Origin of the sequence: Sporosarcina sp. SG10008, assembly GCF_044569405.1 — a bacterium.
In the GTDB taxonomy this organism is placed as follows: Bacteria; Bacillota; Bacilli; order Bacillales_A; family Planococcaceae; genus Sporosarcina; species Sporosarcina psychrophila.
In genome coordinates this window covers 1234460-1260521 of sequence record NZ_CP172607.1, presented here as the reverse complement: position 1 = coordinate 1260521, position 26062 = coordinate 1234460, and the positions used below count along the sequence as shown (strand labels likewise).

The window sequence follows — 26062 nt, the reverse complement described above, 5'->3', positions numbered from 1 at the left end:
TTTACTTTCATATAAAAGTACACTTTCCTCCTTCAACCAATGGGCAAGTTTGGTGAAGGAGGAGAAGGTTTGGCTACATGAGATCAAACCATAAAACCATCTATTTGATCCTTGAACGGGTTTGTATACGCAATACACAACAGGTTTATACAACTCCGGTTCACGAAAGTCGTCATCCCCTAATTCTCCCTTTAATTAAATAAGAAAAAGAAGTTTGTTTTAAAAAACATTAAATATTTCGGCAATATCTCAATGAAGTATATCTTTCTCCATCAACAATTCCATGTCCATCAAATTCATGATTAAAAATAAATCCTTTTGCCTCATAGAAAGGAATTCCTTTTTGATTTTCCTTCGCAACGGAAACCCATTGTTCCGTTGCATTAAGCTCTTCTTTTTGTTGTTTGGTAATAGCATCTAATATCATTGTGCCAATACCTTCGTTACGTCTAGCAGGATTTAGATACAATACAAAAACTTCTCCAGAGGTATCCTCAATCATACCACCTCCACCCGCCCCAATCACTTTGTTCCCTTCTATTGCAACAAAATATCCTCCCCATTCCTTACTGGTTTCTAAAACCTCTTTTAGTATTCTTTCATGATTATAAAACTCTTTAATTATTCCTTTGATGTACATTTCAGAATGTGTTTCGCTGTATGTCGCCCAATAACCATCACTACAAACTTTTGATATTCCCTCAACATGATTAGGTTTGGCTTTTATAATATGTATCATAATTAATTCTCCTTTCGAATAATTAACCATCACTATTAAATATAACATTTATTGAATTAACTGCCCCGTCAATTAAAGAAGAACTGAGCTTTGTTCCCTATTCAATCTTATAAATATGAATACCTCTCTATTTCGACATACAAAAAAGCGACCTATCCATAATCAAATCTCCAGGCAGTTCTTATTTAACTCTTCCACAGACAACTGGACAAATAAAAAGAACCTCAATGGACGATCCCCCGTTGTCCGACTAAATCACCCTTTGGTGCAACAAGGTTTAGATTAGGAAACAGTCTAATTATTTAATTTTTCATTTATTTGTTGTAAGTGGTGAATATCATGTTTTAAAAAAAATTTTATAAAACATTCTACTGTGAACTGTCGTTTGCCTTTTCCAATTGTAAATCTAACATTACCCTCTTCTTTTGAGATACTTTCGATAAGTTCTTTTCGTGTTACAACGAAAGCACTTATAATAGATTTTACTGATTGGCCACTTAGAAATGATATTGCTTCCGTATTATGTTGGTCATGGTTTGGATATTCCGGCAAGGTTGCTCCATTTTTCATTTTCGGAACCATTATTTCCAAATTATACTTATCCCAATAATATAAATGCCCTACAATTTCTCTAATCGACCATTTTTTCTTACTAATAGGTTCAAGTAGCCGGGATTCTTGTATATCTTTTAATTTCGAAATGTCATCAATGGTTTTTTCGAATTGGATTAGTGTTTTATTCATTTTTTCCTCCTAAGTAAATATTATTTACCTCCCAGAATCCAATTGTACTTGTTGAACAAGAACAGAACAACGTTCTATATTCGTCCTTATCCATACGAATACCTCTTTAATTCGACAAACAAAAAAGCCCCTCGCGAGAGATGCTTTTTTCCGGGTAAAAGATATCAACTTATTTTTTGTCGAATGTTCTTCTTCCAAATAATTATTAATTATTTTCCTATGTTCATCGGAAGTTAATCCGAATTTATTATTAGGAATATTTATAGAAGTTAATATCCCCTCTATTTCTACTACTTCAGACTTTTCGTTGCTATTTTTCAATAAATTCGGCGGTTTCGGGTTATTAAGTTCGATCAACAACTTAGCAATACGGCTTCAACAGTCTGAGTACCTTACTCGCCGTTGATCCTATGTAGGTATTTCTTGCCACTCCAATCACAATGCCATTTCACACGATCAATTCCCCATCCGTATAGCTTCAAGACTTGAGCGACGTATTCAACAGTATTTTCTTCTGCAGCTAAATACTTCTGTTCACCACTTTCGCTGTAATATATTTCAATTCTGATGGATGCTCGATTGCCTTTGCCCTTACCATCCCTTGCATGATAAATACTACGTGTAAAAGGAATGGCTTGTACAGCTTGCTTGTCATCAATGGATACGTGAAAAGCCTACAATTGTGTCATTGCGAGTCATAGATGGCGCTACGTCGTATACATGATCTTTTAAAGCACCTTCTCTAGCTATTTTACCTGACATTCCTTTTTCGTAATTTGTGGAGATTGCTAAACCACAAATGGGATACAAGACCGGATAAAAACGAGATTTTGGAATGATGATTCCACTCCTGGTGTTGCTCCCTTACTTTTGCAAATCCCAGTTTTGACGACAATTAGTGAGTAGCTGCAAAATCACACCTATCTCCTTCGCAATCGCTGCATACTTCATACCGCTTCCCTCATTTCGTTTACCGCTTCTTCAGTAATTTCAGCAGGTTCTTTCCTCGCCACCTTTTTCACTTTTTCCACTTCTGCTTCAGAACATTCAATTATTGAATTCAATAACTCCTGACCGATTTCACACGTGTAATCAACCGCCCCGCAGCCGCATATATAGAGCGTGCTTTTATTATTACTTCCGACACCCTTACACTTTTCACATAACTCTTTTTTCAATGACTCAAGTTCAGCTAGTGAGTTCAGAAGAGCTTGCCGCAATGAAGCTGATTATTGTCTGCGCTGTTTTCTTTTTGGAATGGATGGCATATGGATTCACTCTTCCGTTGGTACATGAATCTCGTTATCCTGCAGTGAGTGGCACTTATTTTGGTCCTACTATTTTTATTTCTTTCTGAGTTGAATCCCCAGCATTCTTAATATATTTGAATATACTATTTAAGAGCTGTAGGTACACATGCGCGCTCTCTCTCACACTCGCTCATCGTGCCTACAGCGAATAAAGAATATTTTTTTACTAAACAAATGAACCAGACAATCGATAATTACCGGCATAGAATGAATTAATTCGTTTTAGGAGGTGTACTTTATGGGTTATGCAGGTTACGGATACGGTTGCGGACCTGAAAATCGTTCAGGGTTCGGTTCAGGATTTGCCTTACTAATTGTTCTGTTTATTCTTTTGATTATTGTTGGCGCATGTTTCTTAAACAACGGAGGAGACGACTGTTGAGTTTTGAGCTGATTACCAAATTTCGTTTCCCCTCCCTGTAAGGAATTAGCAGTACCTTCCCTTTATAAGTCAACAGTCCAGGAGTTAATACCATTTGGTACGGGGTACTACTTTTCTATGGAAACAGCACCCACTACTAAAATCCAGTCATTTAGGATATAGTGGTGACATATAGTATTGGGTTACCCCCACTTTTTGCTCACTTTCTAAGTTACAGCTTAGAAAGTGAGTTTTTTATTTCACGACTTTTAAGTATTTCGGCCGTGGTTTTCTTGCTTTTTGTACTTCATCAGTATCATTGTTCACGAGGATCTACTTACCATTGTCGTCCTCAGTCATCGTTTAAGTAGTGATGTCTTTCTCTTCAAGGAACTTCCTTCCATGATTCCTTTGCCGCCTTCTAAATAGCGTATATCACTCATGATGTCCATGTTTTCAATCGCGAAGAAACTAATTTTCCAGTTGTGAAATCCCCAAAAAAATTCTGATAGAGGTACGCTAAGGATTGAACAGGCAATGATTAACAAAGAAGGTGTTTGGGTTTTAGATCCAACAAAGGCTGCTTCCTCAGAAAGAGAAATTCATATTGGTCAAACCTTAGTGTATATATTAAAAAAGCACCGCATTTGGCTTATAAAGAATAAGCTAAAATACGGTGCTCACTATACTGAATCAAATCATGTATGCGTGAAGGAATGTGGAAGCATCGTCACGCCGTCTGTTATTAAATATAATACACAAAAAATGCAAGAAAAACTTGGAATTGAATTCAACTTCCATTCGCTACCCCACATTCATGCCACGATGCTCATGGAGAACGGCGCAAAGGTGAAAGACATCCAAGCGCGTCTTGGTCACAGTAGGTCTGCTATCACGATTGATACCTACTCACACTTAACGCAGAAGATGCAAAATGCGTCAGTTGATATTTTCGAACAAGCCATGCGTGATATTGAATAACTTGCCATCCCACTTTTTCAAAGGATGGCAAGGGGATGGCAAACGACCATTTCCGCAAGTTCTACAAACTCCAAAAGCCTATACCTAAAACGATTAATCCTCGTCCATCTTCAAGACAGCCATAAATGCTTCTTGAGGCACTTCAACCGATCCTACTTGTTTCATACGTTTTTTACCTTCTTTTTGTTTATCAAGAAGTTTACGTTTACGGGAGATATCTCCGCCGTAACATTTAGCAAGAACGTTTTTACCCATTGACTTGATTGTTGAACGTGCGACAATCTTTTGTCCGATAGCTGCCTGTACAGGCACTTCAAACTGTTGTCTTGGGATTAGTTTACGTAACTTTTCAACAATCGCTTTTCCGCGATCATATGAGAAGTCTTTGTGGACGATAAAACTGAATGCATCGACGTGCTCGCCGTTTAGGAGAATGTCCATTTTGACGAGTTTCGATTGTTTGTAGCCAATCAGTTCATAGTCAAGTGATGCATACCCTTTTGTACCAGATTTCAATTGGTCAAAGAAGTCATAGACGATTTCTGCAAGTGGCAGTTCATAAATGATATTGACACGTGTTGAATCCAGGTAGTCCATTGTCATGAAGTTCCCCCGTTTATGCTGGCACAGTTCCATAACAGAACCGACATATTCGTTAGGCACCATAATAGATGCTTTTACATATGGTTCTTCAACATAATCGACTTTTTGTGCATCCGGCATCATTGCAGGGTTGTCCACTTTCATTTCAGAACCATCTGTAAGTACGACATTATAAATAACACTCGGTGCTGTTGTGATCAAGTCTACATTGAATTCTCGTTCAATCCGTTCCTGAATAATCTCCATATGCAAGAGACCAAGGAATCCACAACGGTAACCGAAACCAAGTGCTTGTGATGTTTCTGCTTCGAATTCAAGTGCTGAGTCATTCAATTCTAATTTCTCAAGTGCATCACGCAGTTCATTATATTTTGATGTATCAATTGGATATAGTCCACAGAACACCATCGGATTCATCCGGCGATAACCAGCTAGCGGTTCGCTTGCAGGGTTTTTCACGCTTGTAATCGTGTCCCCAACTCGTGTATCTCCAACATTCTTAATCGAAGCGGATAAATAGCCAACGTCTCCGACAGTCAATTCATCTCGGGGTGATATTTTTGGTGTGAAGACACCTGTTTCAAGTACCTCGAAATCTTTACCAGTCGCCATCATGTGAATCTTATCGCCTGGCTTAACCGTACCTTGCATAATTCGAATATTAACAATAACCCCTTTGTATGGGTCATAATGCGAGTCAAAAATAAGCGCTTGGAGCGGAGCATCCGGATCCCCCAGTGGAGCTGGAACCTTTTCTACAATCTGTTCCAAAATATCTACGATTCCGATACCTGCTTTTGCCGATGCAAGGACTGCTTCTGAAGCGTCCAGCCCAATAACATCTTCAATTTCTTTTCTCACACGTTCCGGATCTGCTGCGGGTAAATCAATTTTATTGATAACCGGTAAAATTTCAAGCTCATTATCAATTGCCAAGTAAACGTTTGCCAGTGTTTGTGCTTCAATTCCTTGCGCCGCATCGACAACAAGGATTGCACCTTCACAAGCTGCAAGGCTTCGAGACACTTCGTATGTAAAGTCGACGTGTCCTGGCGTATCGATCAGGTGGAATGTGTATTCCTGCCCGTCTTTAGCTGCATACGTCAACTGCACCGCATTCAATTTGATTGTGATTCCGCGTTCTCTTTCAAGATCCATCGAATCCAACGTTTGTGTCTTCATTTCTCTTGCTGTTAACGTTTGGGTTTGTTCTAGAATACGATCCGCCAATGTTGATTTCCCGTGATCGATATGAGCGATGATGGAAAAGTTCCGGATATTCTTTTGACGTGCTGCTCTCTGTTCATGATTCATAGTCAGTTCACTCCTATTTTAGCTATATGAATTATAGCAGTGAACCGCGCATACTTCAATATTCGGCACGATTAGAATTTTCAATGACAGTTGTAGCCGCCTTCGCTAAGACAGCAATTGTTCGATTTAGTTGATCTTCAGTGTTGCCGATTCCTCCTAGTTCCACGACAAGAAGAGACGGATCAAGGTCCTGATTATACTTTCCATCAACACCTGGCCCGTGCTTCATGACTAGGTTTCGTGTTATCCCCGGTACAAGCAGTTCCATTTCATTCTTCAGTAGCACAGCATTTGCTCGATTACGCTCAAAGTTCGAATGTTCCATGCCTATAACAAATGCCACTTTCGCATATTGTTCATCATTGAACGCAATTGTTGTTATATCCGGACCAGCCGAATCCCTGTGAAGATCGATTATCAAATCATACTTTTTTTCCTGTATTTTCTTCTTGACATGTGGTCGGATTGCATTATAGGCACCGGTATGGGGCACCTCTACAGCTATCATATCCGTTTCAATTCCGTTGAATTGTAGTTGCGTTTTTAATTTCTCACCAAATTTTGTAATGTTTTCAGTTTGGTGGGATACAGTGATTTTTCCTTCTTTCGCCTGTGTCACAGGTTTAAAGGCTTCGTGGTAATGGGTGAAATAGAGTAACGCTTTCCCTTCTGCCTCTGATGCTTGTATTGGCATTAGCTCCGACTCTGGTTCTGGCTCTTTTTCTGTTTCTGTTTCTGTTTCTGTTTCCTCTTCCAAAATATTTGCGGCGTATACCATGTAAGTAGACTCTTTCACGAGATTAGAAGATTTCGCCGACTGTCCCTTCGGAAATGTTGTGATAATCATTGGAAACAGGAAGAGAAATAAGATAAGTGTGCCCCATATTTGCAGTGTTTTTTTCAAATGGCATCCCTCCGTGTTCCAACTATATGCGTTGGAACACGAGTTAATGACTGTTTTTTATAGTCGAAATCCAGTTCGTCAATGAATCGGCAAGTGATTCCGCATAAAGTGAAACCCATGAATCAATCTCTTTCGGAGAGACAAATGTCCGTAATTCATGGTTCGTCAACACTTCTTCAAACAACTGGATACGGTCTTCGTGCGGCCACGTCGCCCAATCACCAAAGATTGGTAGCAGATTAGCTCGGTCAGCATCCTTATTTTCAGTGTGCAGCCACGGCGTAACGGAAAGTCTTGATGAAGGACTGTCCTTCTCCTCTATTTTTGAAGCAATATAACCAAACATGGAATTGATGGCATCCGCTATTAGAACAGGACCGTCAACGACAGTCGGAATTCCGATTGCGATTACAGGTATTCCAAGTACTTCTTTTGAAATCTCTTTACGGCTATTGCCAACACCAGATCCTGGATGGATACCCGTATCCGTCAATTGAATCGTTCGGCAAAGCCTTGAACTATCTCTTGCCGCAAGTGCGTCGATGACGATAAGTAAGTCGGGTTTTATTTCAGTAACAAGAGCTTTTACAAAGTCCGATGTTTCCAAACCCGTTTGAATCGTCACACCAGGCGCATAGACGAATACTTCGCTGCCCTCTTCGGAATAATAGCCAGGCACAATATCTCGCAACCTGTCCATCGTCAGTGGGCCCACAGCATCGGGCGTGATGTCACGATTCCCAAGACCTATTAAAAGAATCTTTCCCGTTTTGAGCGTGGTAATATCCACAAGGATTTCATCCAGTTTTTCGATTAACACACGCGACATATCAGCAAGTCCTTCTCGATCATCCGCTGTAAGTGCCGGAACTGTCAGCGTAATATAAGTTCCCTGCTTCTTCCCGATCTTTTCCTCACCTTGCGCATCGACTTTTACAGAAGTCACAATGACCCGACCTAATCTTTTTTCGCCAAACAAAACCCCATCTGATTCTTTCAACTTATTTTTGTCATCCGCCGTCCGGTGACGGACTACTTCTTCACTCTCATCTAGAAGATCCGTTCGATAAAAATCATACTTCTCCATACAATCACCTCACCTTTAAGTTTGTGCGATGTGACTCAGAAATATTCTTTGTTCTTTGATTAATTATCCTGTCTCCAGCATGCTCTATGCTCAGGGCCGACAGAACGCTACGAACTATGCCACCACTTCTTTAAATTTCTAGTTGCTGGGGAATTAATAAAAATCTCGACTTGTAGATATTTTCTAACATAAGGATTTCACGTCCAGTACTTGATGGGGCTGAACAGATGCTTGCGCATTTGTTCTTGCAATCTGGCGCTTGATTTGATAAAATAATGCTTGTTGTGAAAGAGATATCCGAAACTTCGTGGAAACACTCTTGCCTTACCTGAAATTGGAGGTGAATGAAATGCCAAACATTAAATCTGCAATCAAACGCGTAAAACAAAGCAATGCTGCGAACGAGCAAAACTCGAATACAAAGCACGCGATGCGTACTGCTGTACGTAAAGCTGAAACTGCTCTTGACGCTAAAGACGAGAACGCTACTGGCCTACTAAGAGATGCGATCAAAAAAATGGATACTGCTGCACGTAAAGGCCTTATCCATAAAAATACTGCATCACGTCAAAAAGCACGTCTTACTAAAAAAGCACTTTAATTTTCAACCTAAGAAAGGCCGCCCGATTATCGGACGACCTTTCTTTTTTTATTGTCATTTTTTATTTTCTCAACGGCTCCATAAAGAACAACTCCAGAATTCGTTCTCTTTTCCCACTAGATGATTTCAATTTATAGTCAATGGCCGCAAGCTTACTTAAGATCAATAGCAAACGTTCAGAACTTGGCAGACTTCTATTCTCCATCATTAATTTCACACGGTACGGATGAACACTTAACGTTTTTGCAATTTGATGTTGCTGGTATCCTTTTTTCTGAAGTAAACCCACATGGACCATGAGCCTAACTTGACTTGCAATAAGTGAAGTCAACATGATTGGCTCTTCACCGTTACGTAATAAGTCATGGTAGATGGCCACGGTATTCGACACTTTTCCAGAAACGTAGGCATCTGTTAATCGGAAGACATCCATTTCTGGAGTCCGTGGTACGAGCGACTCAATTACATCTGCCGTAATATCCCCATTACCATTCAAATAGGTAGCCATTTTACCAATTTCAGATGACAAAGCAAGCAGGTCATCCCCCGCCATTTTCACGAGAAATTCTGCTTCAGTTGGTCCAATTCGTGATCCATTTGCCCCCGCTTCCTGCTGAATCCACGTGAACAGATCCTTCCCTTGCAGTCGTTTTGATTCTATGACAGTCGCATGTTCTTTTATTATTTTGGTAATCCGTTTTCGTGCATCCAGTTTTTCATATGGTGCTATAAATACAACTGTTGCCGTTGGTGATGGATTTGCCAGCCAAGCTTCCAACAGCTCCAAATTATGTGTCACTTTTTCTCTGGTTTTATCTGATGCTTTTAAAAATGATGCGTTTCCAGCTATAATTAATTTTCGGTCTTCAAGGAATGGTAGTGTATCCGCCTCTTCAATGACTGCTTCTACAGGTGTCTCATCCAAATCAAACCGAATGACTGATGCAGCATCAATGTCAGGTAATGCTTTTTTCAGCCGTGTAATTGTGGAGTCGAATAGATGTTGTTCGAGACCAGTCAATAAGTAGACCGGATCGATTTCCCCAGCAGCTATTTTTTTCCATATTGCATTTGCCACATTATTCACCTCTTCCAAATCGATTACGCCTCAGCGCAATTTCGTCCAAATTTTTAATTGCACTTGTGCCCGCAGGACCCGGCGATTTTAGTCTGGGTTCCCCTAATCAGCAAGAAACTTGCCCACCATCGATGTATAAGCGTTTTACCATTCATCCCACTGCTTATAATAGGGGGAACTTCTATATCTGACGCTTCGCTTTCAGTACAAAAAAATTGCTGAATCAAATTAAATACATTCCAATTATACAGTATAGCAAAACGACTGTATGGACAAATTGTGTCAGTTCCAGCCGGACATGTTTAAAAAGTTGATTGCTATGGATTTTTACCATGGAATCATCTATACTATAATGGAATCAGGAGGTGTAGCAATGAATGAGTTTGAACATGATGTACAGTCCAAACGTAATGATTTAATCGATTCAGGAATCGGCTTTGTAGTCGCTTTCGTAGCATTCTCAGCTATTTTTGTTATTGCTACTATAATCGACGTAGTCGCTGGCTAATATGTTTGAAAAAAACGGACAACACATCCTATCCAGGGTGTTGTGTTCGTTTTTTTATTTTTTCATACTCGAAACTTCGAAATGATCTTTTTTAACAGTTACAGTAACCGACCCGAATTCAGCGGTTGACATTGTTGGTAACCCCTTCTTTTCAAACGTTGCGACGACCTCAGGGTGAGGATGTCCGTATCTGCTGTTTCGACCTGCCGAAAAGATGGTTAGTTCTGGACGAAGCACGTCGACAAATGGCTCCGTACTCGATGTCCTGCTGCCATGATGCCCTGCTTTCAAAATGACGGGACCGAAATCAGAATGCCCGTAGTCGCGAAGAAATTGAGCTTCTCCCTCTTTTTCCATATCTCCTGTCAATAAAAACGAAGGTCCCGATGTTTTCATGAAAAGGACAAGTGAACTTGCATTCCCATCATATTTCCCTTCTTTAGGTGCCACATAATGAAAATCCGAGCTTCCTTTTGTCCAAGAGACTCCTTCTTTCATCGACAACATCGGAATGCGTTTGTCCCCTACAATCTGTATGATTTCTTTCATCGCTACTTCAAATTCACTTCCTGGTGCAATATGAATTTCACCAACTGTCAGCTCTTCTAAAACTTCATCTGCCCCTTCCATATGATCCGCATCGGCGTGAGAAATAATTAGTTTATCAATTTTTGCAATACCTCGGCCTTTCAAATAAGGAACAACGATTTTTCGACCTACTTCAAACTGCTTTGTAGGCGTTTTCCAATTCGGGTCGCCAAATGTAATGGTTCCGCCCGCGTCAATCACATATACCGCTTGCCGATAAGGCAATTCGATAACGATACTGTCCCCTTGTCCGACATCTAAAAATGTTACCTTTAACGAGCTGTCCATGTAAGGTATGAAATGAATGACGAGTGCAGGCACGAGCACAATTGGCAACGACTTAAAAACATTGGCCCCTTCTTCACTGCGCATAAAGAACAGCAAGACTCCTGCTACAGCTATAGATGTCCAAAGCGCATCCGGTTTTCCTGGAGTCCATAGTTGATAGGGTAAAGAAGATATCCAACTTGTTACTCCTCCTACGATTTCCCTGAAAGGCTCATATACCATGAATAATAGACCAGCAACCTTCGGCAATATCGATGTCATGATTAGTAAAACAATGTTTGCTGGCAAAATAATGAGTGAATATAGAGGTACATAAACAAGATTAACAACAAATGATGAAATCGACAGCTCATGAAAATGAAATAGTAATACTGGATACAAAGAAAGTTGGCTGATTGACGTGACGAGAAACGATACACCAAAAGCAGTCTTTGCCTTGGCTAAAATACCGGAAGAATAGACGAGTGAACAAGCTGCCAAGTAAGACAACTGAAAACCTGGCTGAAATAGAATAAATGGTTGATAGAGGATAAAACAAGCTGCACTTATCGCCAGTGCATCATCCAGTCTCACCTTCACCCTCCCTGACGACGCGAGAAGGACGAGTATAGTCACCGATACCGCACGCCAGACTGAAGGTGCCCCTCCAGCCATAACGGCATACAGAGGCAACAGTGCCATAACAAGTGTATCAATTGTTTCTTTCCTTATAGTTGCTCTTAGTAGCAATTCCCGCAACATGAATGTAAGCAGTCCGACGTGCAACCCTGAAATCGCAAAAAGATGTGTAATGCCAAGCGTCCGATAACTTGATGCCAGTTCTTCATCCATCCCGCTTCGATCACCAATAAGCAAAGCTTCAGCTTCCACTTTCAGCGTCTCAGGGAATGTAGCCCCGATATGATTTTTCACTTTCCGCCTCTGTCCAGATAATCGTGTACTGATACCAGAATTTTTTTCTACCTGAATAATCGTCTCCGATTCAAATAGCCCTGATGCTCCATACATTCTCATATACTTCGTCATGTCGAAAGAATAATCATGTGAAGGAATATCCGGTTTGCGAAATGAACCTGACATCGTGAATGTCACGGACGGGATATTCATCTCAAGAAAACGAGTTTTTTGTTGTTCACTGCTAATTGTATAGATGGCGTATACTGTTTCACCGGTAGATGTTTTAGCAAATCCCTTCATCTTGCCACCATCAATTTTCACATTATCGGTCCAAGAGATGCTAAGGGTTGCATCGCCGGGTTCTTTGATTATAGGAATCGTCGCTGAAATATAGAAAAAAGAGAAGGTAGCGGTCGCAACCGCGAGGATAGGTGTGAGGAAATCTTCTTTTCTACTCAAGAAGATGGGAAGAAGAAATAAATTACAGAGTAATAGATAAACCGGACCGTATACAGCAAATGCTGATACGGCGACCGGGATTGCTAAATACATGAAACGTACACGTGAAATCATTTGTCGAATAAGCTATCCACCCTTTTTTTATAGGGGGCAAGTTCTTCATTCCCAGCGCCTAGTGCCTGCATTTTTAGAAGCATTTCATTGATAAGTTCTAACTTACTTTCGCTGGAAAAGTCGACTTTCTTTTCATCGAACGGAATATGCTGAACGGAAACATCCGACTGTGTAAATAACTTTAATGCATATTCGTCGTTTTTATAATCTGTTGCATAGATGACATGCTTAATGCCTGCTTGAATAATTGCTTTCGAACATTGTAGGCATGGGAAGTGCGTCACATACAGCGTTGATCCTGCAACAGGTATGCCATACTTCGAACATTGCAGCAATGCATTCATCTCTGCATGGATTGTCCTCACACAGTGGCTCTCAATGACATAGCAACCATGGTCAATACAGTGGTCTCCCCCTGATATGGAACCGTTGTAGCCGCCTGCAATGATCCGGTTATCTCTTACAATTGATGCTCCGACAGAAAGTCTTGTACATGTACTTCTTACTGCTAATAGATGGCACTGGGCCATAAAAAACTGGTCCCACGTTATTCGCTCCATTGTGAATGCCTCCAATATTTATTTCGTTTAATATGTTTCCCTACTATATAGGCTATATGAAAGATTCCACTCCATACCGCTTCGGCTACCCCTGGAAGGCGCCTACGCTAAGCTCTTATATGAAATTCAATAGTTCAATTAATATAGAATGTACTCCATTTAATTCACAGTAATCTGAGATTCTAGTTTTTCAAATGTTTTCTGACCGATTCCAGACACTTCCATCAATGATTCCGGTGATTTAAAATCGCCATGATCCGTTCGGTATTGAACAATTGCTGCCGCTTTTGAGGGTCCCACACCTGGGATCGTCATCAATTCTTTTTCATCCGCGGTATTAATATTGACTTTTCCGTCATCTTGGGGCGCACTTGCACCGCTTAATGGAGTGAAAGAAATATCTAGTACTTCTTCTCCTATGATCGGTACATAGACGACGAATTCATCCGCCAGTTTCATAGCATGGTTCAACATTCTAGAGTCAGCGTTTGGTAAATAGCCGCCTGCTGCGTTTATAGCATCTATCAGGCGGTCTCCATCTTGCATCGAATAGACACTGGGGTGCCTAACAGCGCCTTTCACATCGACAACGATGGGAGCTGGAGCAATTTGAATACTACTTACAATTTCTTCTTCAATCTTTTCTTCAATCAATTCAGGGAATGGGTTTTGTTCGCTCATGACAAACGTATTATCGTCAGCCTGTCCTTTGGGGAAGAACAGAAAAGCGGATATGACAGCGATTGCTGCAATTGGGGTTATAATCTTACGCCATTTACCGGATACAAACGAAAGAAACAGTACAGTCACCCTTTCTTCGGCGGCATCCATATGGAGTACATTCAACTATAAATGAATGCCGACCAAAAATCAAATCTGCCTTGGCGTATTTGCGTCCAGATCAAGTAAAGAAGTTAGCCAAAGAACGTCGCATCCTTGCGACAATGGCTAACTGACCTGCATCACGCAGGCCTGACCTTGCTCGATAATTCATCTGAAAATCTGTGACATCCGTCGGAGGCTTAATTTTATTCAGTGAGGGCTAACCCCTCACCGAATAAAATGAAAAGGTTTATTTTCTGACTTGGAAAAATATTCGTTCGCTTTCTTCGTGTGGCGCTTCATCTTCCCAATCTGCAAAAATCCGTTCAATCGAAAAACCTGTGTCCATAAGCATATCTGCATAGTCACTTACTGGAAACGTTCGTTGCGTGTGAACCTCATCAAAACGCCTATACAACCCACTTTCGCTCTTAACGAAAAAAGCCAGTTCAGAATAAACGGAGTGAAGTTCTTCGCCTTCTTCCGTTATCCATATGTATGTTATTCGACCATTATCAAACGTAAAAGGACCTTCCATGAAGATGACATCCGTTTTAAAAGTTGAATGGACATCAAAGATCAATTTTCCACCAACCGCAAGGGCCGAATGGATTTGCCGAAATGTCGATAGCACATCTTCACGATTCGATAAATAGTTTAACGAATCAATGGCGATAACCGCGATATCATAGTCCGCAAACCCCTCTAGCTGTTGCATAGGTTGTTCGATAAATTGCACAGGCAAAGAAAGCGACTGTGCACGCTCTTCTGCCACCACTAACATGTCGGCAGAAAGATCGATCCCAGTCACTTGTGCTCCTTGCTTAGCAAGTTTCATGGATAAAAGGCCTGTTCCACATCCGATATCTAGCACACGTTTACCATCAATCCCCCCTGCCGCTACATCAATAATATCAATGTAGGCGTCATAGGGAATATCGGTCATTAGTTCATCGTAGACAGAAGCGAATTCGGAATAAGCCTGATTCATCTTTCTTCAGCCATGTCCAACATTGGTGCGTCTCCCCAAAGCTTTTCAAGGTTGTAGTAACCGCGTTCATCTTTATGGAATACGTGAACGACAACATCGCCTAAATCAACGAGTACCCATCTTGCCATATCCATTCCTTCGATTCTTTTTGTAATAAATCCAGCTTCAGAAGCTTTGTCAGCTACTTCTTTTGCAATTGCTTGGACTTGGCGTCCTGAATTTGCATGACAGATAATAAATTGGTCCGCGATAAGTGATACCCCTTCCATATTCAGTACAACAATGTCCTCGCCTTTTTTATCGTCGATTGCTTTATAAGCTGTTTCTAGTAATGTAGTAGTCATAATTTCACTGTTCCCTTCTTATTAACTGATTGTAACAGTCTATTGAGTCCGGAAAAACCGGTACTCTTTTATTCACAAGAAACTGCACTGACTGATAAATGCAAGCTTCCATTGCTGTATCAAGGTTTTCTTCAGCTTTTACTCTTAACTCATCCACTCCTGGAAAGCTGCGTCCAGGTTCAATCATATCAGAAACATAGATCAACTTTTCGAGCGGGGACATAGTCACCCGACCGGTTGTATGATAGCGGATTGCGTTTAGGATATCCGCGTCACTAATCCCAAATTCATCTCGTGCGATAATCGCCCCAACTGGAGCATGCCACAACTCATGATGAAATGACAAGAGCCGTGAATCTTCGTTTGCTGTGTTTAAAACATGATGCAGGTCAGCCTTGTCCATGAATTTTGCAATATCATGAAATAGCGCCGCTTGCTCAGCTTTAATCACTGGAAGTCGATACTTCTCAGCTAATCTTTTTGCCGTTTCCGTTACCCGTAAAACGTGTTCATAACGTTGTTTCGGCATACGTTTAGCGATTTCTATTTTCAACTGTGCAACTTCCATACAAACCCTCCTCGCGAATAAAAGCTTCCACTGCAGGCGGGATAAGCAATTGGACGGCACCATTCTCAGAAAAGCGTTGTCGAATCAATGTTGAAGACAACTCAATTTGTGGGATATCCACCATAATGATTGGATAATCCGTTGTTCCGTTAGTCCCTGGACGTCCAACACCTACGAAATTGACAAGCGTGACAAGTTCTTCAATCCGGTGCCATTTAGGCAACAAATCAATCATATCACCGCCGATTATAAAGTAAAATTCAATCTCCGGTTCAATTTGTGTCAATTGTCTCATTGTATCAAACGTATAAGAAACACCGCCACGTCCTACTTCAAAAGCAGACACAGTCAAGCCATCAATAGCCATCACAGCAAGTTCCACCATCTGCAAACGCTGTTCAGCAGTCGCATCACCAGGTGCAGTTTTATGCGGTGGAACCGCCGTCGGCATTAATCGAACTTCATCAAGACCGAGAGATTGCTTTACTTCATTCGCAACAATCAGATGACCGATATGAGGCGGGTTAAATGTACCGCCAAGAATGCCAATCTTTTTCATATGGGCTTACCTCACTTATGGAAGTTCGATCCGTTTTTTCTCAACTGATTCTTTATATAAAACAATGATCTTGCCGATAACTTGAACGACTTCAATGCCTACTTGTTCTTCAAGTTTCGCTGCAATTTCATTTTTATCTTGGTCACAGTTTTGTAGAATTGTTACTTTGATTAATTCTTTTGCTTCAAGCGCTTCTTCAATCTGCGTGATGACCGATTCTGTTAAACCACTTTTACCAATATGGACAAGAGGTTGTAGACGATTCGATTCGCCGCGAAGAAAGCTTTTTTGTTTATTAGTTAACATAGTTATTTATCCTCCAAGAGTTGTCGTTATTTTGTCAATCATAAATCCTGTTTCAGGGCGGACTTCTGTCCATGTCTCGAACGCAAGCGCTCCTTGATGGACGAACATGCCGACCCCATTCATTGTGCTTGCTCCCCTTTTACGGGCTTCTGCAAGGAATGCCGTTTCAAGTGGGTTATAGATAATATCAGCAACAACAGTTCCTTCAGACATATTTTCCGGGTTTAAAGGCATTCCTTGTTGTGAAAAGTTCATGCCAACGGATGTCGTCTGGACGATTAAACCAAATTCGGTTAAAGATAATTCTGCCTCTGCTACCGATAGAACCGCCGAATCGGATAGTTCAGTTGCTAATTGTACGGCTTTTTCCAGAGTACGGTTCGTGAAAAAGATAGGGCCGTATCCCGCGGAATGAAGTGCAAAAGCGATACCGCGAGCAGCACCGCCTGCTCCGATAACGAGAACTTTTTTATCCTTACACTGATCAGCACAGGCTTCTTCCAAAGACTGGACAAATCCCTTACCGTCCGTATTGTAGCCCACAAGTGTGCCATCCTCGAGTACGTGGACAGTATTTACAGCGTTCATTTGTCGCGCGGAAGAATCCAACTGATTAAGAAACGGGATAATAGCACTTTTATGCGGAACAGTGACGTTAAATCCTGAACAGCCTAAGTTCTTTAAGCCCTCTACTGCTTCCCGGAGTCTGTCTTCAGTTACATGTATTGGGATATAGGCTGCGTCTATACTTTCTTCATCAAACCAAGCTTCGTGCATGCTCGGAGACATTGACTGTTTGATTGGATCTCCGATAACCGCATACCACTTTTTCATAATGAGTCCCTCCTTAGATTAATGAAGGGCGTAGTACAACGTCTACCCCACGAGGTGCATGAATTGCGACTACTACATTAGGATGCTGAATCGTGATCCAACCTAGCCCTGAAATTACAATGTCTGTTTTCGCTTTTTTAATCGAAAATTCATGACGGACAAATGGTGGTAACGTTTCAAGTGATTCACCAGACGGCGGCGCTAGCATCCCACCAAGGTGTTCTTTGTACAAATGATCCGCATTGGAAAGCTTTGTCCGGTGAATTGATAATTCATTCGAAACATGAATTGTAAACGACGAACGGTCACCAGAAATAAAGTCAAAACGTGCAAGACCAGCGATATATAGTGTCTGTTCAGCGTTCAGCTGGAATACTGACGGTTTCAATTCTTTTTTAGGTGTGATTGCCTTCAAATCATTTGCATCCAAATGATGTGCAATCTGATGATGATTAATAATACCAGGTGTATCATAAATTGCTTTGCCATCTTCAAATGGAATTTCAACAAGATCTAAAGTTGTTCCTGGGAAATGAGAAGTCGTAATTACTTCTCCAATACCAGTCGCCCCTTTAATGATGCGATTGATGAACGTTGATTTCCCGACGTTCGTGCAGCCGACTACATAGACGTCTTTCCCACGGCGATGTTTATCAATCGCTGTGAGTGCTTCTTCCATTCCTTTGCCTTTATGAGCAGAAACAAGTAAAACATCAACAGGTTTTAAGCCAAGTTTAGCCGCTTCAGCTTTCATCCAGTTGATAAGACGGTTCGGGTTAATTGATTTCGGTAAAATATCTGCCTTATTACCGATTAATAAAATATCTTTATTGCCAACAAAGCGGTGCAGACCGTTTATCCAGCTACCATTGAAGTCGAAAATATCGACGATTTTAACGACCAAACCGTCTTTTTGACCAATACCATTTAAAATAGCGAGGAAATCATCGCCCGATAATGATACGGGTTGTAATTCATTATAATTGCGCAGTCGGAAACAACGCTTGCAAATAACGTCTTCTTTTTCTAAAGAAGCTGGTGGCGTATAGCCTTCCAATTTCGGGTCTTCAGTCTGGATTGTTATTCCACAACCGATACATTTAATTTCTTCCAAGCTTATTCCTCCCACTTAATCAAGCCACGGCGTTTCAATCCCGCCATGATCCTTCTTTCAATCTTCCTGTTGAACTTCGTAATAGCGGCGTCTGACGTCGCGACAGGCACTACGAGTATCGTATGTAGCCCTTTTCTGTTACCGCCGAGTATATCGGTTAGCAACTGGTCACCGATGACGACGACTTCCTCTTTTTTGACGTTCATAGAAATGAGTGCCTTTTGGAATGATTTCCGCATTGGCTTACGTGCATCATTTATGAATGGAATGCCAAGAGGTTCGCAAAAGGCTTTAACACGCATTTCATTGTTATTTGAAACAATGGTAACCTGTATGCCCGCATCTTGCATTGATGTTATCCATTCGATGATTTCAGGTGTTGCATCCGGCCTGTCCCACGCGACAAGCGTATTGTCCAGGTCCGTGATTACCCCTTTGATTCCTTTATCTTTTAATAATTCAGGTTGAATATGAAAAATGTCTTTTACATACTCATCTGGTAAAAAATACTTATACACGATATCCACTCCGATATAGTACTTAATCTGAAACGATTATAACATAACAATGCAACTTACACGCATTGATAAGAAAAGCGCAAGGCGCCGTTTAGCCCCGAAAAGCGCTGAAAAGCTTAACGATAAAGGTGCTCTTTGCCTTTTCGGCAAGACCGAAGCGACTCGAGGGGCTGGCGCCCGGAGTCTAGACACTAAGAAAAGCGCAAGGCGCCGACTCGATTAGAGAAACGCAAGTTACGTTCATCTCACATCAAGCTGGCTTAAATTAGGACATCCTTTATCGCCTGTCCGACTAAAAAAACGGTGATACGGCAAGAGCCGACCGCATATGCTGTCATACAACGACACAGGAGGTGGCCCGATGAGCGGGTTTGTCATGGCGATTGTCCAGCTATGGCTCGAAATTCCTGCAGTGATTGGCTATATTAGAGGGCAGGCTTTCCAGCGCCCTCTATCCAAAGAGGAAGAAGCAGCTTGCCTGCAACGTCTTGCAGAAGGCGACGAAGATGCTCGAGATGAATTGATTGAACGTAATATGCGGCTCGTCGCCCACATCGTAAAAAAATTCCACCCAAAACACGAACTACTTGATGATTATATCTCAATTGGAACAATTGGACTCATGAAGGCGGTAAACAGTTTCACTCCGGATCGCAAAACGAAACTGGCCACATACGCCGCCCGCTGTATTGAAAATGAAATACTCATGTATTTACGAACACAGAAAAAGGTACAAAAAGACGTCTCCCTCTTTGATCCGATCGGTATGGATAAAGATGGCCAATCCTTGCAAATTGCTGATTTGCTTCAAACAGATGATGAATCGCCGGTCGATGCAGTCGAACAAAAAGAAAGAAAAGAAAGGCTGTACAGACATCTTGGAAAACTTGACGGCCGGGAACTTGAAATCATTCAAAGACGATATGGTCTGTTAGATGACCTGCCTATGACGCAAAAAGAAATTGCCGAGCAGCTCGACATTTCGAGAAGCTATGTCTCTCGTATCGAAAAACGCGCAATCGTTAAACTGTACCAGCTATTCAAACATGAATACAATGATTCAAATTAAGGACCAAAAGCGCAAGCACCTGTTCAGTGGCACTAGAGTCTTGACGTGAATTACCTTCATTTGTAGGTTATCCACAGTGCAAGATTTTATAATTCCATAAGTAATAAAGAAAAGGCGTTTCCACGCGGGAGTGATCCCAGCATAGGAAACGCCTCTTCTTTTACAGCTCAGTCCGCGCTAACCTCACGGGAGATGACAACTGCAATAATTGTTGTTGCGATAAACACGCCTGCCATTAAAAATAACATAGTTAAATCCCTCCTCGAAAAAGAATATCTGCAAGATCTATTCATATACCTATCTTACCATGAAATGCTTAAAGTTTCGAGATGACTTTTAAAACAATATCTGTGGAATGACGTGCCGCAACCGGAAGGAACTCATCAAAACTAATTGGTGACTCTTTTCCTGCAATATCTGATAATGCCCGAATGACAACAAACGGCGTACCAAACTGATGGCATACTTGAGCGACGGCCGATGCTTCCATATCCGCAGCGATCATCAGAGGGAATGTCTCTTTCACTTTTTTAACATGTTCAGTATTGCTCATAAACGTGTCACCCGAAGCGATAAGTCCTGTAGCATGTGCATGTGCTCCTACTTCATCGACAGCAGCACGAGCTGCATCCACAAGCCCTAAATCTGCTGGATACGCTGCTGGTTGTCCTGGAACTTGACCATGCTCGTAGCCAAAAGCAGTTACATCGACATCATGATGACGCACTTCATTGGAAATAACGACCGTGCCGACTTCAAGTGAATCATGGAATCCCCCTGCTGAACCTGTATTAAGAACAACATCCGGCTTATAATTGCTTAGTAATAACGTCGTTGCAATCGCGGCGTTTACTTTACCAATCCCACTTTTTACAAGTACAACATCATGCTCACCGATTTTCCCTTCGATGAATTCACACCCTGCAATTGTTGTCGCAAGACCTGAATCTATTTGTTCACGTAAGAGTATTACTTCTTCTTCCATTGCGCCAATTACTGCTATCTTCATAGTATTCCCTCCACTAAACTGCATTTAATAATCAAAGTCCAATGTTGTTAATTTATCCATTTTTACAGGTTTCCAGCCTTCGCCATCCACCCATTCGAGATAGACACGGTATTTCTGTGTACTATCTCTTGACGAAACGATTCCAATAGACTTCTGTGGTCCACCGCCGTTTTTAATCTTCAAAAAGATCATTGAATCTTGTGGTAGACCAGTTGCATAGGCAAGTGCTTGCTTTTTCTCATTCCAATCCACTGAAGTGCCATCATACTGGGATACGTGCTCGCCTGTTTGTGTCGTACCTACAGGCTTCCATGCATTATTGACAATCGTCTCGGCAATGATTGCGTCGTCTGAAGGAACGGATGTAACCGAGCCAGATTCCTCACTACCGTCTTCATTAGTTGTTTCTTCGACTTGTTCGGTTTCTGTAGTGTTTTCTGGTGCAGATCTCTCTTCGTCCTTTGTTGGATTACTATCTTCTGTCGCATTATCCTTATCGTCATCTTCAACGTCTTTTGCCTTATCATCATTGACAGTGGTATCATTTGCAGTTTCTTCAATATCGTTCGGTTCATTATCACTCTTGTTGCCAGAGAAAATGGCCACTGTAGCGATAACAATAAGAACTATAACAACTGCAATCATACTGTTCAAAATTTTATTTCGGTTACGACCTTTTTTTCGTTCAACTCTCGAAAGATCAGGTTCTCGTTCTGTCATTCACATATCAACTCCTGTTAAGATTTTGACGATTGCCAGTATGTAATAGACGAGTAGCAACGTAATTTGTTTCATAAAGTTCTAAAAAGGTATTTCATTGAATTCGCTGCACTGCTCGGGGATGGCATCAGCCTAAGGGCCTCGGTTACTCCTGTTAAGGTGCATTCTCTCAGTTTATTTATAGGCATTCATTTATTCAACTTTTATTGTAAATCATAAAGTACGAAAACCGCCCTCACAATAGAGGGCGGCTATCAGTAAATCATTTTATATCAAGAATTGTAACTGACATTTCTCCACCCGGTGTAATAATTTTCACTTGATCACCTTTAGAACGACCGATAAGTCCTTTTGCAATCGGTGAATCATTTGAAATAAGACCTTCGATTGGATTCGCCTCTGCAGAACCAACAATCGTATACGTCTCTTCATCTCCGTCTGGCAGTTCTTTAAATGTGACGGTTTTCCCAAGGCGTACTTCGTCAGTATTTAGTTCGTCTGCTGTGATGATTACCGCATTGCGGATCATCGACTCAATAGAAGCAATTTTACCTTCAAGGAAACCTTGATCTTCTTTCGCGGAATCGTATTCCGAGTTTTCCGAAAGATCCCCGTGACTACGCGCGATTTTTATGCGCTCGACAACTTCTTTTCGTTTAACTGATTTTAGAAAGTCTAGCTCTTCTTCAAGCTTTTGTTTACCTGATGCAGTCATTGGAAATTTCTTTTCTGTAATCATTACACACACCACTCCCTAATATTCCTGTTCATAAAAATACTATGCCGCTCCTACGACAGGTATGCGACATAGTGCTAAATCTGTATAGAATTCTGTCATTATCATATTACAATTCTGTTCCAGATTCAAGAATTGTTTTTATTTTCGTAACCATTAGGTCGATTGCGACTTCATTATGACCGCCTTCTGGAATAATAATATCGGCATACCTTTTCGTTGGTTCGATGAATTGATTGTGCATTGGGCGTACAACAGACAAATATTGCTCGATGACCGAATCAATTGTTCTACCCCGCTCATTAATGTCACGCATAATACGACGAATGATACGCAAATCCCCGTCTGTATCGACAAATAATTTGATATCCATTAGATCACGTAACCTCGCGTCCTCAAGAACCAAAATCCCTTCCAGGATAATGACATCTTTCGGTTCGATAATAATCGTCTCTTCAGACCGCGTGTGTAATGTATAATTATACACGGGTTTTTCTACGAGCTTTCGGTCAATAAGGGTTTCAACATGATGAATTAGTAGATCTGTATCGAACGCCAGCGGATGGTCATAATTCGTTTTCAACCGTTCCTCAAATTCCAAGTGAGACTGGTCTTTATAATAATAATCCTGTTCGATAACAACCACAGAATGCTCTTTAAACACATCGTAGATTGAATTGGTAACACTTGTTTTACCCGATCCTGAGCCACCTGCAATACCGATGACGAGAGGTTTTCTAGATTTCATTTCAAACTCCCTTTACGCATCAGAATATCCCGTTATTCTAGGATATCCACATTAATGTCTTTTTATTTTTTTACCGCAATTAAAAGCCCGTCTCCAACCGGAAGCAAAGACGTTTCGTACTCAGGATTATTCATAACCCATTCAGTGAACTCTTTCAAGTTGCGTATCATTGTGCGATTTCGCCTCGGGATATCCTTATCTTCGAGCAGCACTATACCATGCATGAACATATTATCGCAATAAATAACGCCCCCGGCTTTGAGGCTAGACGCATATTTTTCAAAGAATCGTTTATATTGCCCTTTAGCAGCATCAATGAAAAGCGCATCGTAAGTCTTATCGAAAATCTCAGCACTGTCAGTTAACAGCGCGTCCGCTTCAATAATAGCAATCCTTTGTTCAAAACCACTCCGCGTGATGTAGTCAACCGCTTTCAAATACCGATCAGTATCTCTTTCAATAGTCACAATAGAAGCCTTAGGTAGTGCCCCAGCAATCCGTATCGCCGAATAGCCGATTGCACTACCAATTTCAAGGATACGTTCCGGATTTTGAATTCTTAATAGGCTAATAAATAAGTCGATGCCCTCATTATCCATGATTGGAACATGATGTTCTTTCGCATATTGTTCTATCTCAACAATGAGTGTATCTCTTTCTTTCACAAAACTTGCAAGATATGTCTTATAGTTATCCATTGCGTTCATCTCCAGTTCAAGACCGTCAATCCCCTGATAAATAAAGTGTCCGGTTTTTCAAATGCTGATCATAAGAATCCGTAAAATGATTGACACCTTTCTTATCGGCTAAGAAAAATAGATAGTTCGTTTTAGAAGGGTCTATAACTGCTTCGATTGAAGACCTTCCTGCTCCCGCAATCGGTCCAGGCGGCAATCCTTTGACGACATACGTATTATAGGGATCTTCTATTTCAAGATCTGAATAAAGTACTCTATCTTTGTGCTCACCTAGTGCGTAAAGGACTGTTGGATCCGTTTGAAGCGGCATATCTATCTCCAAGCGATTGTAAAATACACTGGCAATCGTTTCTCTATCTGATTGCGCCGTCGCCTCTTCTTCAAGCAGCGATGCGAATGTCAACAACCAATGAACTGATTTATCATTGCTTTGCAGATAATCGAGATAAGGCGTTACATTTAGCGCAGTCCCCTGAATCATCGAATTGACTATTGTTTCAAGAGATGGTTTTTCTTCAAAAAACGGATAAGTTGCTGGGAATAAATAACCTTCCAACGGATATTTAACGTTTTCTGCTTTAATATCTTCTGTCAAGATTTTCGAATATTTCCCCATCAACATATTGACGGTTGCTTCGTCATTTACATAAGCAAGGAATTCTTTCTCTGAAATCCCTGTACTTTTTTCGACAATTTTAGCAATTTGTTTCAATGTCAGTCCTTCTGGAACAGTCATTGTAAAGACTGGTTCTCTATAAACTTTTCCTGTTTTTAAACTTTCGATGATTTCGTCAAGCGTCATCGATTTCGTTAAGCCATACGTCCCTGCTTGAAACTGAGAATTGTTATTGAACTTCACGTAATATTTGAACAGACGAGCATCTTTAACAATCCCATTTTCTTCAAGTTTCGCTGCAATAGTGTCTACACCAGACCCGATAGGAATTTCTACTTCAATGACTTTTTCGGAATCTGGGTCCATGGGTTGAAGGGCCCCTGTTATGTATTTATAGACGTAACGGCCACCAATTAAGCCAATAAGCACTAGAACAAGTACGATTACTAGCACAATCCTTCTAACGATTTTCACTTCTTTCTTCTTTTCACGCATCCGCTCGAACATGATATCTTTTTTCGAACCATCATCCATGCGTAATCCACCTCTTTCGTTCGAAGCATAATAAGAAAAGCGCAAGGCGCCTACCTATAGGGAACGCAGCTTAAATGCGCCACTTCCTATGGCAACAGCTGCATGACCTACATCCTGTAGGCCCGCGACGGGCATAAGTCGATCCAGCGACGTGGCGCTCTTTGCCACATAACTGGATTGCTTATGACCCGAGCGGCTGGCGCCTGAAGCCTAGACACTAAGAAAAAGCGCAGACCGACTAAATTCGCGATGTTCTGTGGCAACGTCGACACTAGTACGTCCTGTATGTCGGAGGGCCTTAAGGACTGAAGCGACTCGAGGGGCTAGGCGCTCGAGTCAAGACATTGCTCAAGGTTCTGACCTACTCTTTCTCATCTCTCAATGAAAAAACGGAACGGCCTGTACCGCACCGTCCCGTCCGTGCACATATAGTTTACTCTTCGTCTTCTTCGTCCTCTTCTGCAAGGAACGTGTTCAACATTTCTTCAATCATTTCCCACTCTGCGTCGTCTTCGATAGGCATCAATTCGCCATCTTCATTGTCTTCAGAAGGTACAAATGCAGATGCATGGATTTCGACTTCTTCGTCGTCATCCGTATCTTCTTCACCAAGTACATGATAAAGAACGTATGATTTACCGAATTCCTCTGAATCAAATGTAAAGATTACTTCACATACGTGTTCCTCGCCGTTTTCATCTACAATCGTCATTGTTTCTTGTCCGTGTTCCATTACGATC

At 41.3% G+C, this 26062-nt stretch carries 30 protein-coding genes; 5 read left to right on the top strand and 25 right to left on the bottom strand.

The genetic code is table 11. The annotated features are described in order from the left end of the window. Positions 1-229: 229 nt before the first annotated feature. The 3 genes from ACGLYD_RS06125 to ACGLYD_RS06115 all read right to left on the bottom strand — a co-directional run bounded on the left by ACGLYD_RS06125 (position 230) and on the right by ACGLYD_RS06115 (position 2097). Positions 230-739, bottom strand: coding sequence for a GNAT family N-acetyltransferase (locus ACGLYD_RS06125; RefSeq protein ID WP_399631923.1), 510 nt, complete (start codon positions 737-739; stop codon positions 230-232). 294 nt (positions 740-1033) lie between these two features. Beyond that, positions 1034-1483: a DinB family protein gene (locus ACGLYD_RS06120; protein WP_399631921.1), complete on the bottom strand. Its 450-nt coding sequence runs from the start codon at positions 1481-1483 to the stop codon at positions 1034-1036. 392 nt (positions 1484-1875) lie between these two features. Continuing rightward, entirely contained in the window at positions 1876-2097 is a 222-nt protein-coding gene (locus ACGLYD_RS06115) for a hypothetical protein (protein WP_399633126.1), read from the bottom strand. Positions 2098-3031: 934 nt separating this feature from the next. Between ACGLYD_RS06115 and ACGLYD_RS06110 the strand changes: the two genes are divergently transcribed. Beyond that, a complete protein-coding gene (locus tag ACGLYD_RS06110; protein ID WP_082786542.1) occupies positions 3032-3175 on the top strand; it encodes a YjcZ family sporulation protein in 144 nt (47 codons plus the stop codon). Between the two features lie 516 nt (positions 3176-3691). Continuing rightward, positions 3692-4135: a tyrosine-type recombinase/integrase gene (locus ACGLYD_RS06105; RefSeq protein WP_399631917.1), complete on the top strand. Its 444-nt coding sequence runs from the start codon at positions 3692-3694 to the stop codon at positions 4133-4135. Between the two features lie 93 nt (positions 4136-4228). Here ACGLYD_RS06105 and lepA read toward each other — a convergent pair whose 3' ends face one another. The 3 genes from lepA to gpr are packed head-to-tail and all read right to left on the bottom strand — an operon-like array spanning position 4229 to position 8043. Next, positions 4229-6052 (bottom strand): translation elongation factor 4, encoded by a 1824-nt coding sequence (gene lepA / locus ACGLYD_RS06100; protein ID WP_067208324.1) that lies wholly within the window; start codon positions 6050-6052, stop codon positions 4229-4231. Between the two features lie 55 nt (positions 6053-6107). After that, positions 6108-6956, bottom strand: coding sequence for a stage II sporulation protein P (gene spoIIP, locus ACGLYD_RS06095; protein WP_399631914.1), 849 nt, complete (start codon positions 6954-6956; stop codon positions 6108-6110). Positions 6957-6999: 43 nt separating this feature from the next. After that, entirely contained in the window at positions 7000-8043 is a 1044-nt protein-coding gene (gene gpr / locus ACGLYD_RS06090; protein WP_067208319.1) for a GPR endopeptidase, read from the bottom strand. Positions 8044-8392: 349 nt separating this feature from the next. On the opposite strand from gpr, the gene rpsT reads away from it, so the two are divergent. Beyond that, positions 8393-8644: a 30S ribosomal protein S20 gene (rpsT, locus tag ACGLYD_RS06085; protein ID WP_067208317.1), complete on the top strand. Its 252-nt coding sequence runs from the start codon at positions 8393-8395 to the stop codon at positions 8642-8644. Positions 8645-8705: 61 nt separating this feature from the next. Here rpsT and holA read toward each other — a convergent pair whose 3' ends face one another. Next, positions 8706-9722, bottom strand: coding sequence for a DNA polymerase III subunit delta (gene holA / locus ACGLYD_RS06080; protein WP_067208314.1), 1017 nt, complete (start codon positions 9720-9722; stop codon positions 8706-8708). 373 nt (positions 9723-10095) lie between these two features. Between holA and ACGLYD_RS06075 the strand changes: the two genes are divergently transcribed. Continuing rightward, positions 10096-10230, top strand: coding sequence for a YqzM family protein (locus ACGLYD_RS06075; RefSeq protein WP_082786541.1), 135 nt, complete (start codon positions 10096-10098; stop codon positions 10228-10230). A gap of 54 nt (positions 10231-10284) precedes the next feature. Here the strand turns inward: ACGLYD_RS06075 and ACGLYD_RS06070 are convergent, their stop codons facing one another. From ACGLYD_RS06070 to ACGLYD_RS06020, 11 genes are all read right to left on the bottom strand, one after another. Next, positions 10285-12576 carry a DNA internalization-related competence protein ComEC/Rec2 gene (locus ACGLYD_RS06070; protein WP_399631908.1) on the bottom strand — a complete coding sequence of 764 codons (2292 nt, stop codon included), beginning with the start codon at positions 12574-12576 and terminating at the stop codon, positions 10285-10287. Further along, positions 12573-13136, bottom strand: a complete 564-nt coding sequence (locus ACGLYD_RS06065) for a ComE operon protein 2 (RefSeq protein WP_067208309.1) — start codon at positions 13134-13136, stop codon at positions 12573-12575. Before ACGLYD_RS06065 ends, ACGLYD_RS06070 begins: the two co-directional genes overlap by 4 nt. Positions 13137-13295: 159 nt before the next feature. Then, positions 13296-13967: a helix-hairpin-helix domain-containing protein gene (locus ACGLYD_RS06060; protein ID WP_255428639.1), complete on the bottom strand. Its 672-nt coding sequence runs from the start codon at positions 13965-13967 to the stop codon at positions 13296-13298. Between the two features lie 241 nt (positions 13968-14208). Next, positions 14209-14949 (bottom strand): class I SAM-dependent methyltransferase, encoded by a 741-nt coding sequence (locus ACGLYD_RS06055; protein WP_067208305.1) that lies wholly within the window; start codon positions 14947-14949, stop codon positions 14209-14211. After that, positions 14946-15293 (bottom strand): ribosome silencing factor, encoded by a 348-nt coding sequence (gene rsfS / locus ACGLYD_RS06050; RefSeq protein ID WP_067208302.1) that lies wholly within the window; start codon positions 15291-15293, stop codon positions 14946-14948. The genes ACGLYD_RS06055 and rsfS overlap by 4 nt, the downstream gene beginning before the upstream one ends. Before the next feature lie 4 nt (positions 15294-15297). After that, complete coding sequence (yqeK, locus tag ACGLYD_RS06045) at positions 15298-15861, bottom strand: bis(5'-nucleosyl)-tetraphosphatase (symmetrical) YqeK (RefSeq protein WP_399631904.1); 564 nt, start codon at positions 15859-15861, stop codon at positions 15298-15300. Beyond that, positions 15827-16420, bottom strand: coding sequence for a nicotinate-nucleotide adenylyltransferase (locus tag ACGLYD_RS06040; protein ID WP_067208296.1), 594 nt, complete (start codon positions 16418-16420; stop codon positions 15827-15829). The genes yqeK and ACGLYD_RS06040 overlap by 35 nt, the downstream gene beginning before the upstream one ends. A gap of 15 nt (positions 16421-16435) precedes the next feature. Continuing rightward, entirely contained in the window at positions 16436-16726 is a 291-nt protein-coding gene (gene yhbY / locus ACGLYD_RS06035; protein ID WP_067208293.1) for a ribosome assembly RNA-binding protein YhbY, read from the bottom strand. Positions 16727-16732: 6 nt separating this feature from the next. Further along, on the bottom strand, positions 16733-17560 hold the full coding sequence (gene aroE, locus ACGLYD_RS06030) for a shikimate dehydrogenase (protein WP_399631899.1): 828 nt from the start codon (positions 17558-17560) through the stop codon (positions 16733-16735). A gap of 13 nt (positions 17561-17573) precedes the next feature. Next, entirely contained in the window at positions 17574-18674 is a 1101-nt protein-coding gene (yqeH, locus tag ACGLYD_RS06025) for a ribosome biogenesis GTPase YqeH (protein ID WP_187047491.1), read from the bottom strand. Between the two features lie 2 nt (positions 18675-18676). Further along, entirely contained in the window at positions 18677-19195 is a 519-nt protein-coding gene (locus ACGLYD_RS06020; RefSeq protein WP_067213911.1) for a YqeG family HAD IIIA-type phosphatase, read from the bottom strand. Between the two features lie 358 nt (positions 19196-19553). On the opposite strand from ACGLYD_RS06020, the gene sigK reads away from it, so the two are divergent. After that, positions 19554-20261 (top strand): RNA polymerase sporulation sigma factor SigK, encoded by a 708-nt coding sequence (gene sigK, locus ACGLYD_RS06015; RefSeq protein WP_067208284.1) that lies wholly within the window; start codon positions 19554-19556, stop codon positions 20259-20261. A gap of 316 nt (positions 20262-20577) precedes the next feature. Here sigK and mtnN read toward each other — a convergent pair whose 3' ends face one another. The 7 genes from mtnN to ACGLYD_RS05980 form a co-directional block, all read right to left on the bottom strand. After that, on the bottom strand, positions 20578-21270 hold the full coding sequence (mtnN, locus tag ACGLYD_RS06010; RefSeq protein WP_187047490.1) for a 5'-methylthioadenosine/S-adenosylhomocysteine nucleosidase: 693 nt from the start codon (positions 21268-21270) through the stop codon (positions 20578-20580). A 24-nt stretch (positions 21271-21294) separates the two neighbouring features. Further along, positions 21295-21990, bottom strand: coding sequence for a YrrS family protein (locus ACGLYD_RS06005; protein ID WP_399631894.1), 696 nt, complete (start codon positions 21988-21990; stop codon positions 21295-21297). A gap of 262 nt (positions 21991-22252) precedes the next feature. Continuing rightward, the gene (greA, locus tag ACGLYD_RS06000) at positions 22253-22729 is read right to left on the bottom strand and encodes a transcription elongation factor GreA (protein ID WP_067208276.1); all 477 of its coding nucleotides are present in this window, start codon (positions 22727-22729) and stop codon (positions 22253-22255) included. A 106-nt stretch (positions 22730-22835) separates the two neighbouring features. Next, on the bottom strand, positions 22836-23474 hold the full coding sequence (gene udk, locus ACGLYD_RS05995) for a uridine kinase (protein WP_067208274.1): 639 nt from the start codon (positions 23472-23474) through the stop codon (positions 22836-22838). 62 nt (positions 23475-23536) lie between these two features. Next, on the bottom strand, positions 23537-24172 hold the full coding sequence (locus tag ACGLYD_RS05990) for an O-methyltransferase (protein ID WP_082786540.1): 636 nt from the start codon (positions 24170-24172) through the stop codon (positions 23537-23539). Positions 24173-24197: 25 nt separating this feature from the next. Beyond that, positions 24198-25322 (bottom strand): endolytic transglycosylase MltG, encoded by a 1125-nt coding sequence (gene mltG, locus ACGLYD_RS05985; protein ID WP_340741937.1) that lies wholly within the window; start codon positions 25320-25322, stop codon positions 24198-24200. 433 nt (positions 25323-25755) lie between these two features. Then, positions 25756-26055 carry a DUF1292 domain-containing protein gene (locus ACGLYD_RS05980; protein WP_067208268.1) on the bottom strand — a complete coding sequence of 100 codons (300 nt, stop codon included), beginning with the start codon at positions 26053-26055 and terminating at the stop codon, positions 25756-25758. Positions 26056-26062: the final 7 nt, after the last annotated feature.

What these genes read in the sequence shown, in the direction of transcription:
- ACGLYD_RS06125 (WP_399631923.1), bottom strand. Translation starts at nt 739, where the DNA reads ATGATACATATTATAAAAGCCAAACCTAATCATGTTGAGGGAATATCA.
- mtnN (WP_187047490.1), bottom strand. Translation starts at nt 21,270, where the DNA reads ATGAAGATAGCAGTAATTGGCGCAATGGAAGAAGAAGTAATACTCTTA.
- udk (WP_067208274.1), bottom strand. Translation starts at nt 23,474, where the DNA reads ATGAAATCTAGAAAACCTCTCGTCATCGGTATTGCAGGTGGCTCAGGA.
- yhbY (WP_067208293.1), bottom strand. Translation starts at nt 16,726, where the DNA reads ATGTTAACTAATAAACAAAAAAGCTTTCTTCGCGGCGAATCGAATCGT.
- ACGLYD_RS06070 (WP_399631908.1), bottom strand. Translation starts at nt 12,576, where the DNA reads ATGATTTCACGTGTACGTTTCATGTATTTAGCAATCCCGGTCGCCGTA.
- ACGLYD_RS06065 (WP_067208309.1), bottom strand. Translation starts at nt 13,136, where the DNA reads ATGGAGCGAATAACGTGGGACCAGTTTTTTATGGCCCAGTGCCATCTA.
- ACGLYD_RS06120 (WP_399631921.1), bottom strand. Translation starts at nt 1,483, where the DNA reads ATGAATAAAACACTAATCCAATTCGAAAAAACCATTGATGACATTTCG.
- greA (WP_067208276.1), bottom strand. Translation starts at nt 22,729, where the DNA reads ATGATTACAGAAAAGAAATTTCCAATGACTGCATCAGGTAAACAAAAG.
- rpsT (WP_067208317.1), top strand. Translation starts at nt 8,393, where the DNA reads ATGCCAAACATTAAATCTGCAATCAAACGCGTAAAACAAAGCAATGCT.
- rsfS (WP_067208302.1), bottom strand. Translation starts at nt 15,293, where the DNA reads ATGACTACTACATTACTAGAAACAGCTTATAAAGCAATCGACGATAAA.
- gpr (WP_067208319.1), bottom strand. Translation starts at nt 8,043, where the DNA reads ATGGAGAAGTATGATTTTTATCGAACGGATCTTCTAGATGAGAGTGAA.
- ACGLYD_RS06040 (WP_067208296.1), bottom strand. Translation starts at nt 16,420, where the DNA reads ATGAAAAAGATTGGCATTCTTGGCGGTACATTTAACCCGCCTCATATC.
- aroE (WP_399631899.1), bottom strand. Translation starts at nt 17,560, where the DNA reads ATGAAAAAGTGGTATGCGGTTATCGGAGATCCAATCAAACAGTCAATG.
- ACGLYD_RS06005 (WP_399631894.1), bottom strand. Translation starts at nt 21,990, where the DNA reads ATGACAGAACGAGAACCTGATCTTTCGAGAGTTGAACGAAAAAAAGGT.
- ACGLYD_RS06110 (WP_082786542.1), top strand. Translation starts at nt 3,032, where the DNA reads ATGGGTTATGCAGGTTACGGATACGGTTGCGGACCTGAAAATCGTTCA.
- lepA (WP_067208324.1), bottom strand. Translation starts at nt 6,052, where the DNA reads ATGAATCATGAACAGAGAGCAGCACGTCAAAAGAATATCCGGAACTTT.
- ACGLYD_RS06105 (WP_399631917.1), top strand. Translation starts at nt 3,692, where the DNA reads ATGATTAACAAAGAAGGTGTTTGGGTTTTAGATCCAACAAAGGCTGCT.
- sigK (WP_067208284.1), top strand. Translation starts at nt 19,554, where the DNA reads ATGAGCGGGTTTGTCATGGCGATTGTCCAGCTATGGCTCGAAATTCCT.
- mltG (WP_340741937.1), bottom strand. Translation starts at nt 25,322, where the DNA reads ATGGATGATGGTTCGAAAAAAGATATCATGTTCGAGCGGATGCGTGAA.
- ACGLYD_RS06055 (WP_067208305.1), bottom strand. Translation starts at nt 14,949, where the DNA reads ATGAATCAGGCTTATTCCGAATTCGCTTCTGTCTACGATGAACTAATG.
- ACGLYD_RS06075 (WP_082786541.1), top strand. Translation starts at nt 10,096, where the DNA reads ATGAATGAGTTTGAACATGATGTACAGTCCAAACGTAATGATTTAATC.
- ACGLYD_RS05990 (WP_082786540.1), bottom strand. Translation starts at nt 24,172, where the DNA reads ATGGATAACTATAAGACATATCTTGCAAGTTTTGTGAAAGAAAGAGAT.
- yqeK (WP_399631904.1), bottom strand. Translation starts at nt 15,861, where the DNA reads ATGGAAGTTGCACAGTTGAAAATAGAAATCGCTAAACGTATGCCGAAA.
- ACGLYD_RS06060 (WP_255428639.1), bottom strand. Translation starts at nt 13,967, where the DNA reads ATGGATGCCGCCGAAGAAAGGGTGACTGTACTGTTTCTTTCGTTTGTA.
- ACGLYD_RS05980 (WP_067208268.1), bottom strand. Translation starts at nt 26,055, where the DNA reads ATGGAACACGGACAAGAAACAATGACGATTGTAGATGAAAACGGCGAG.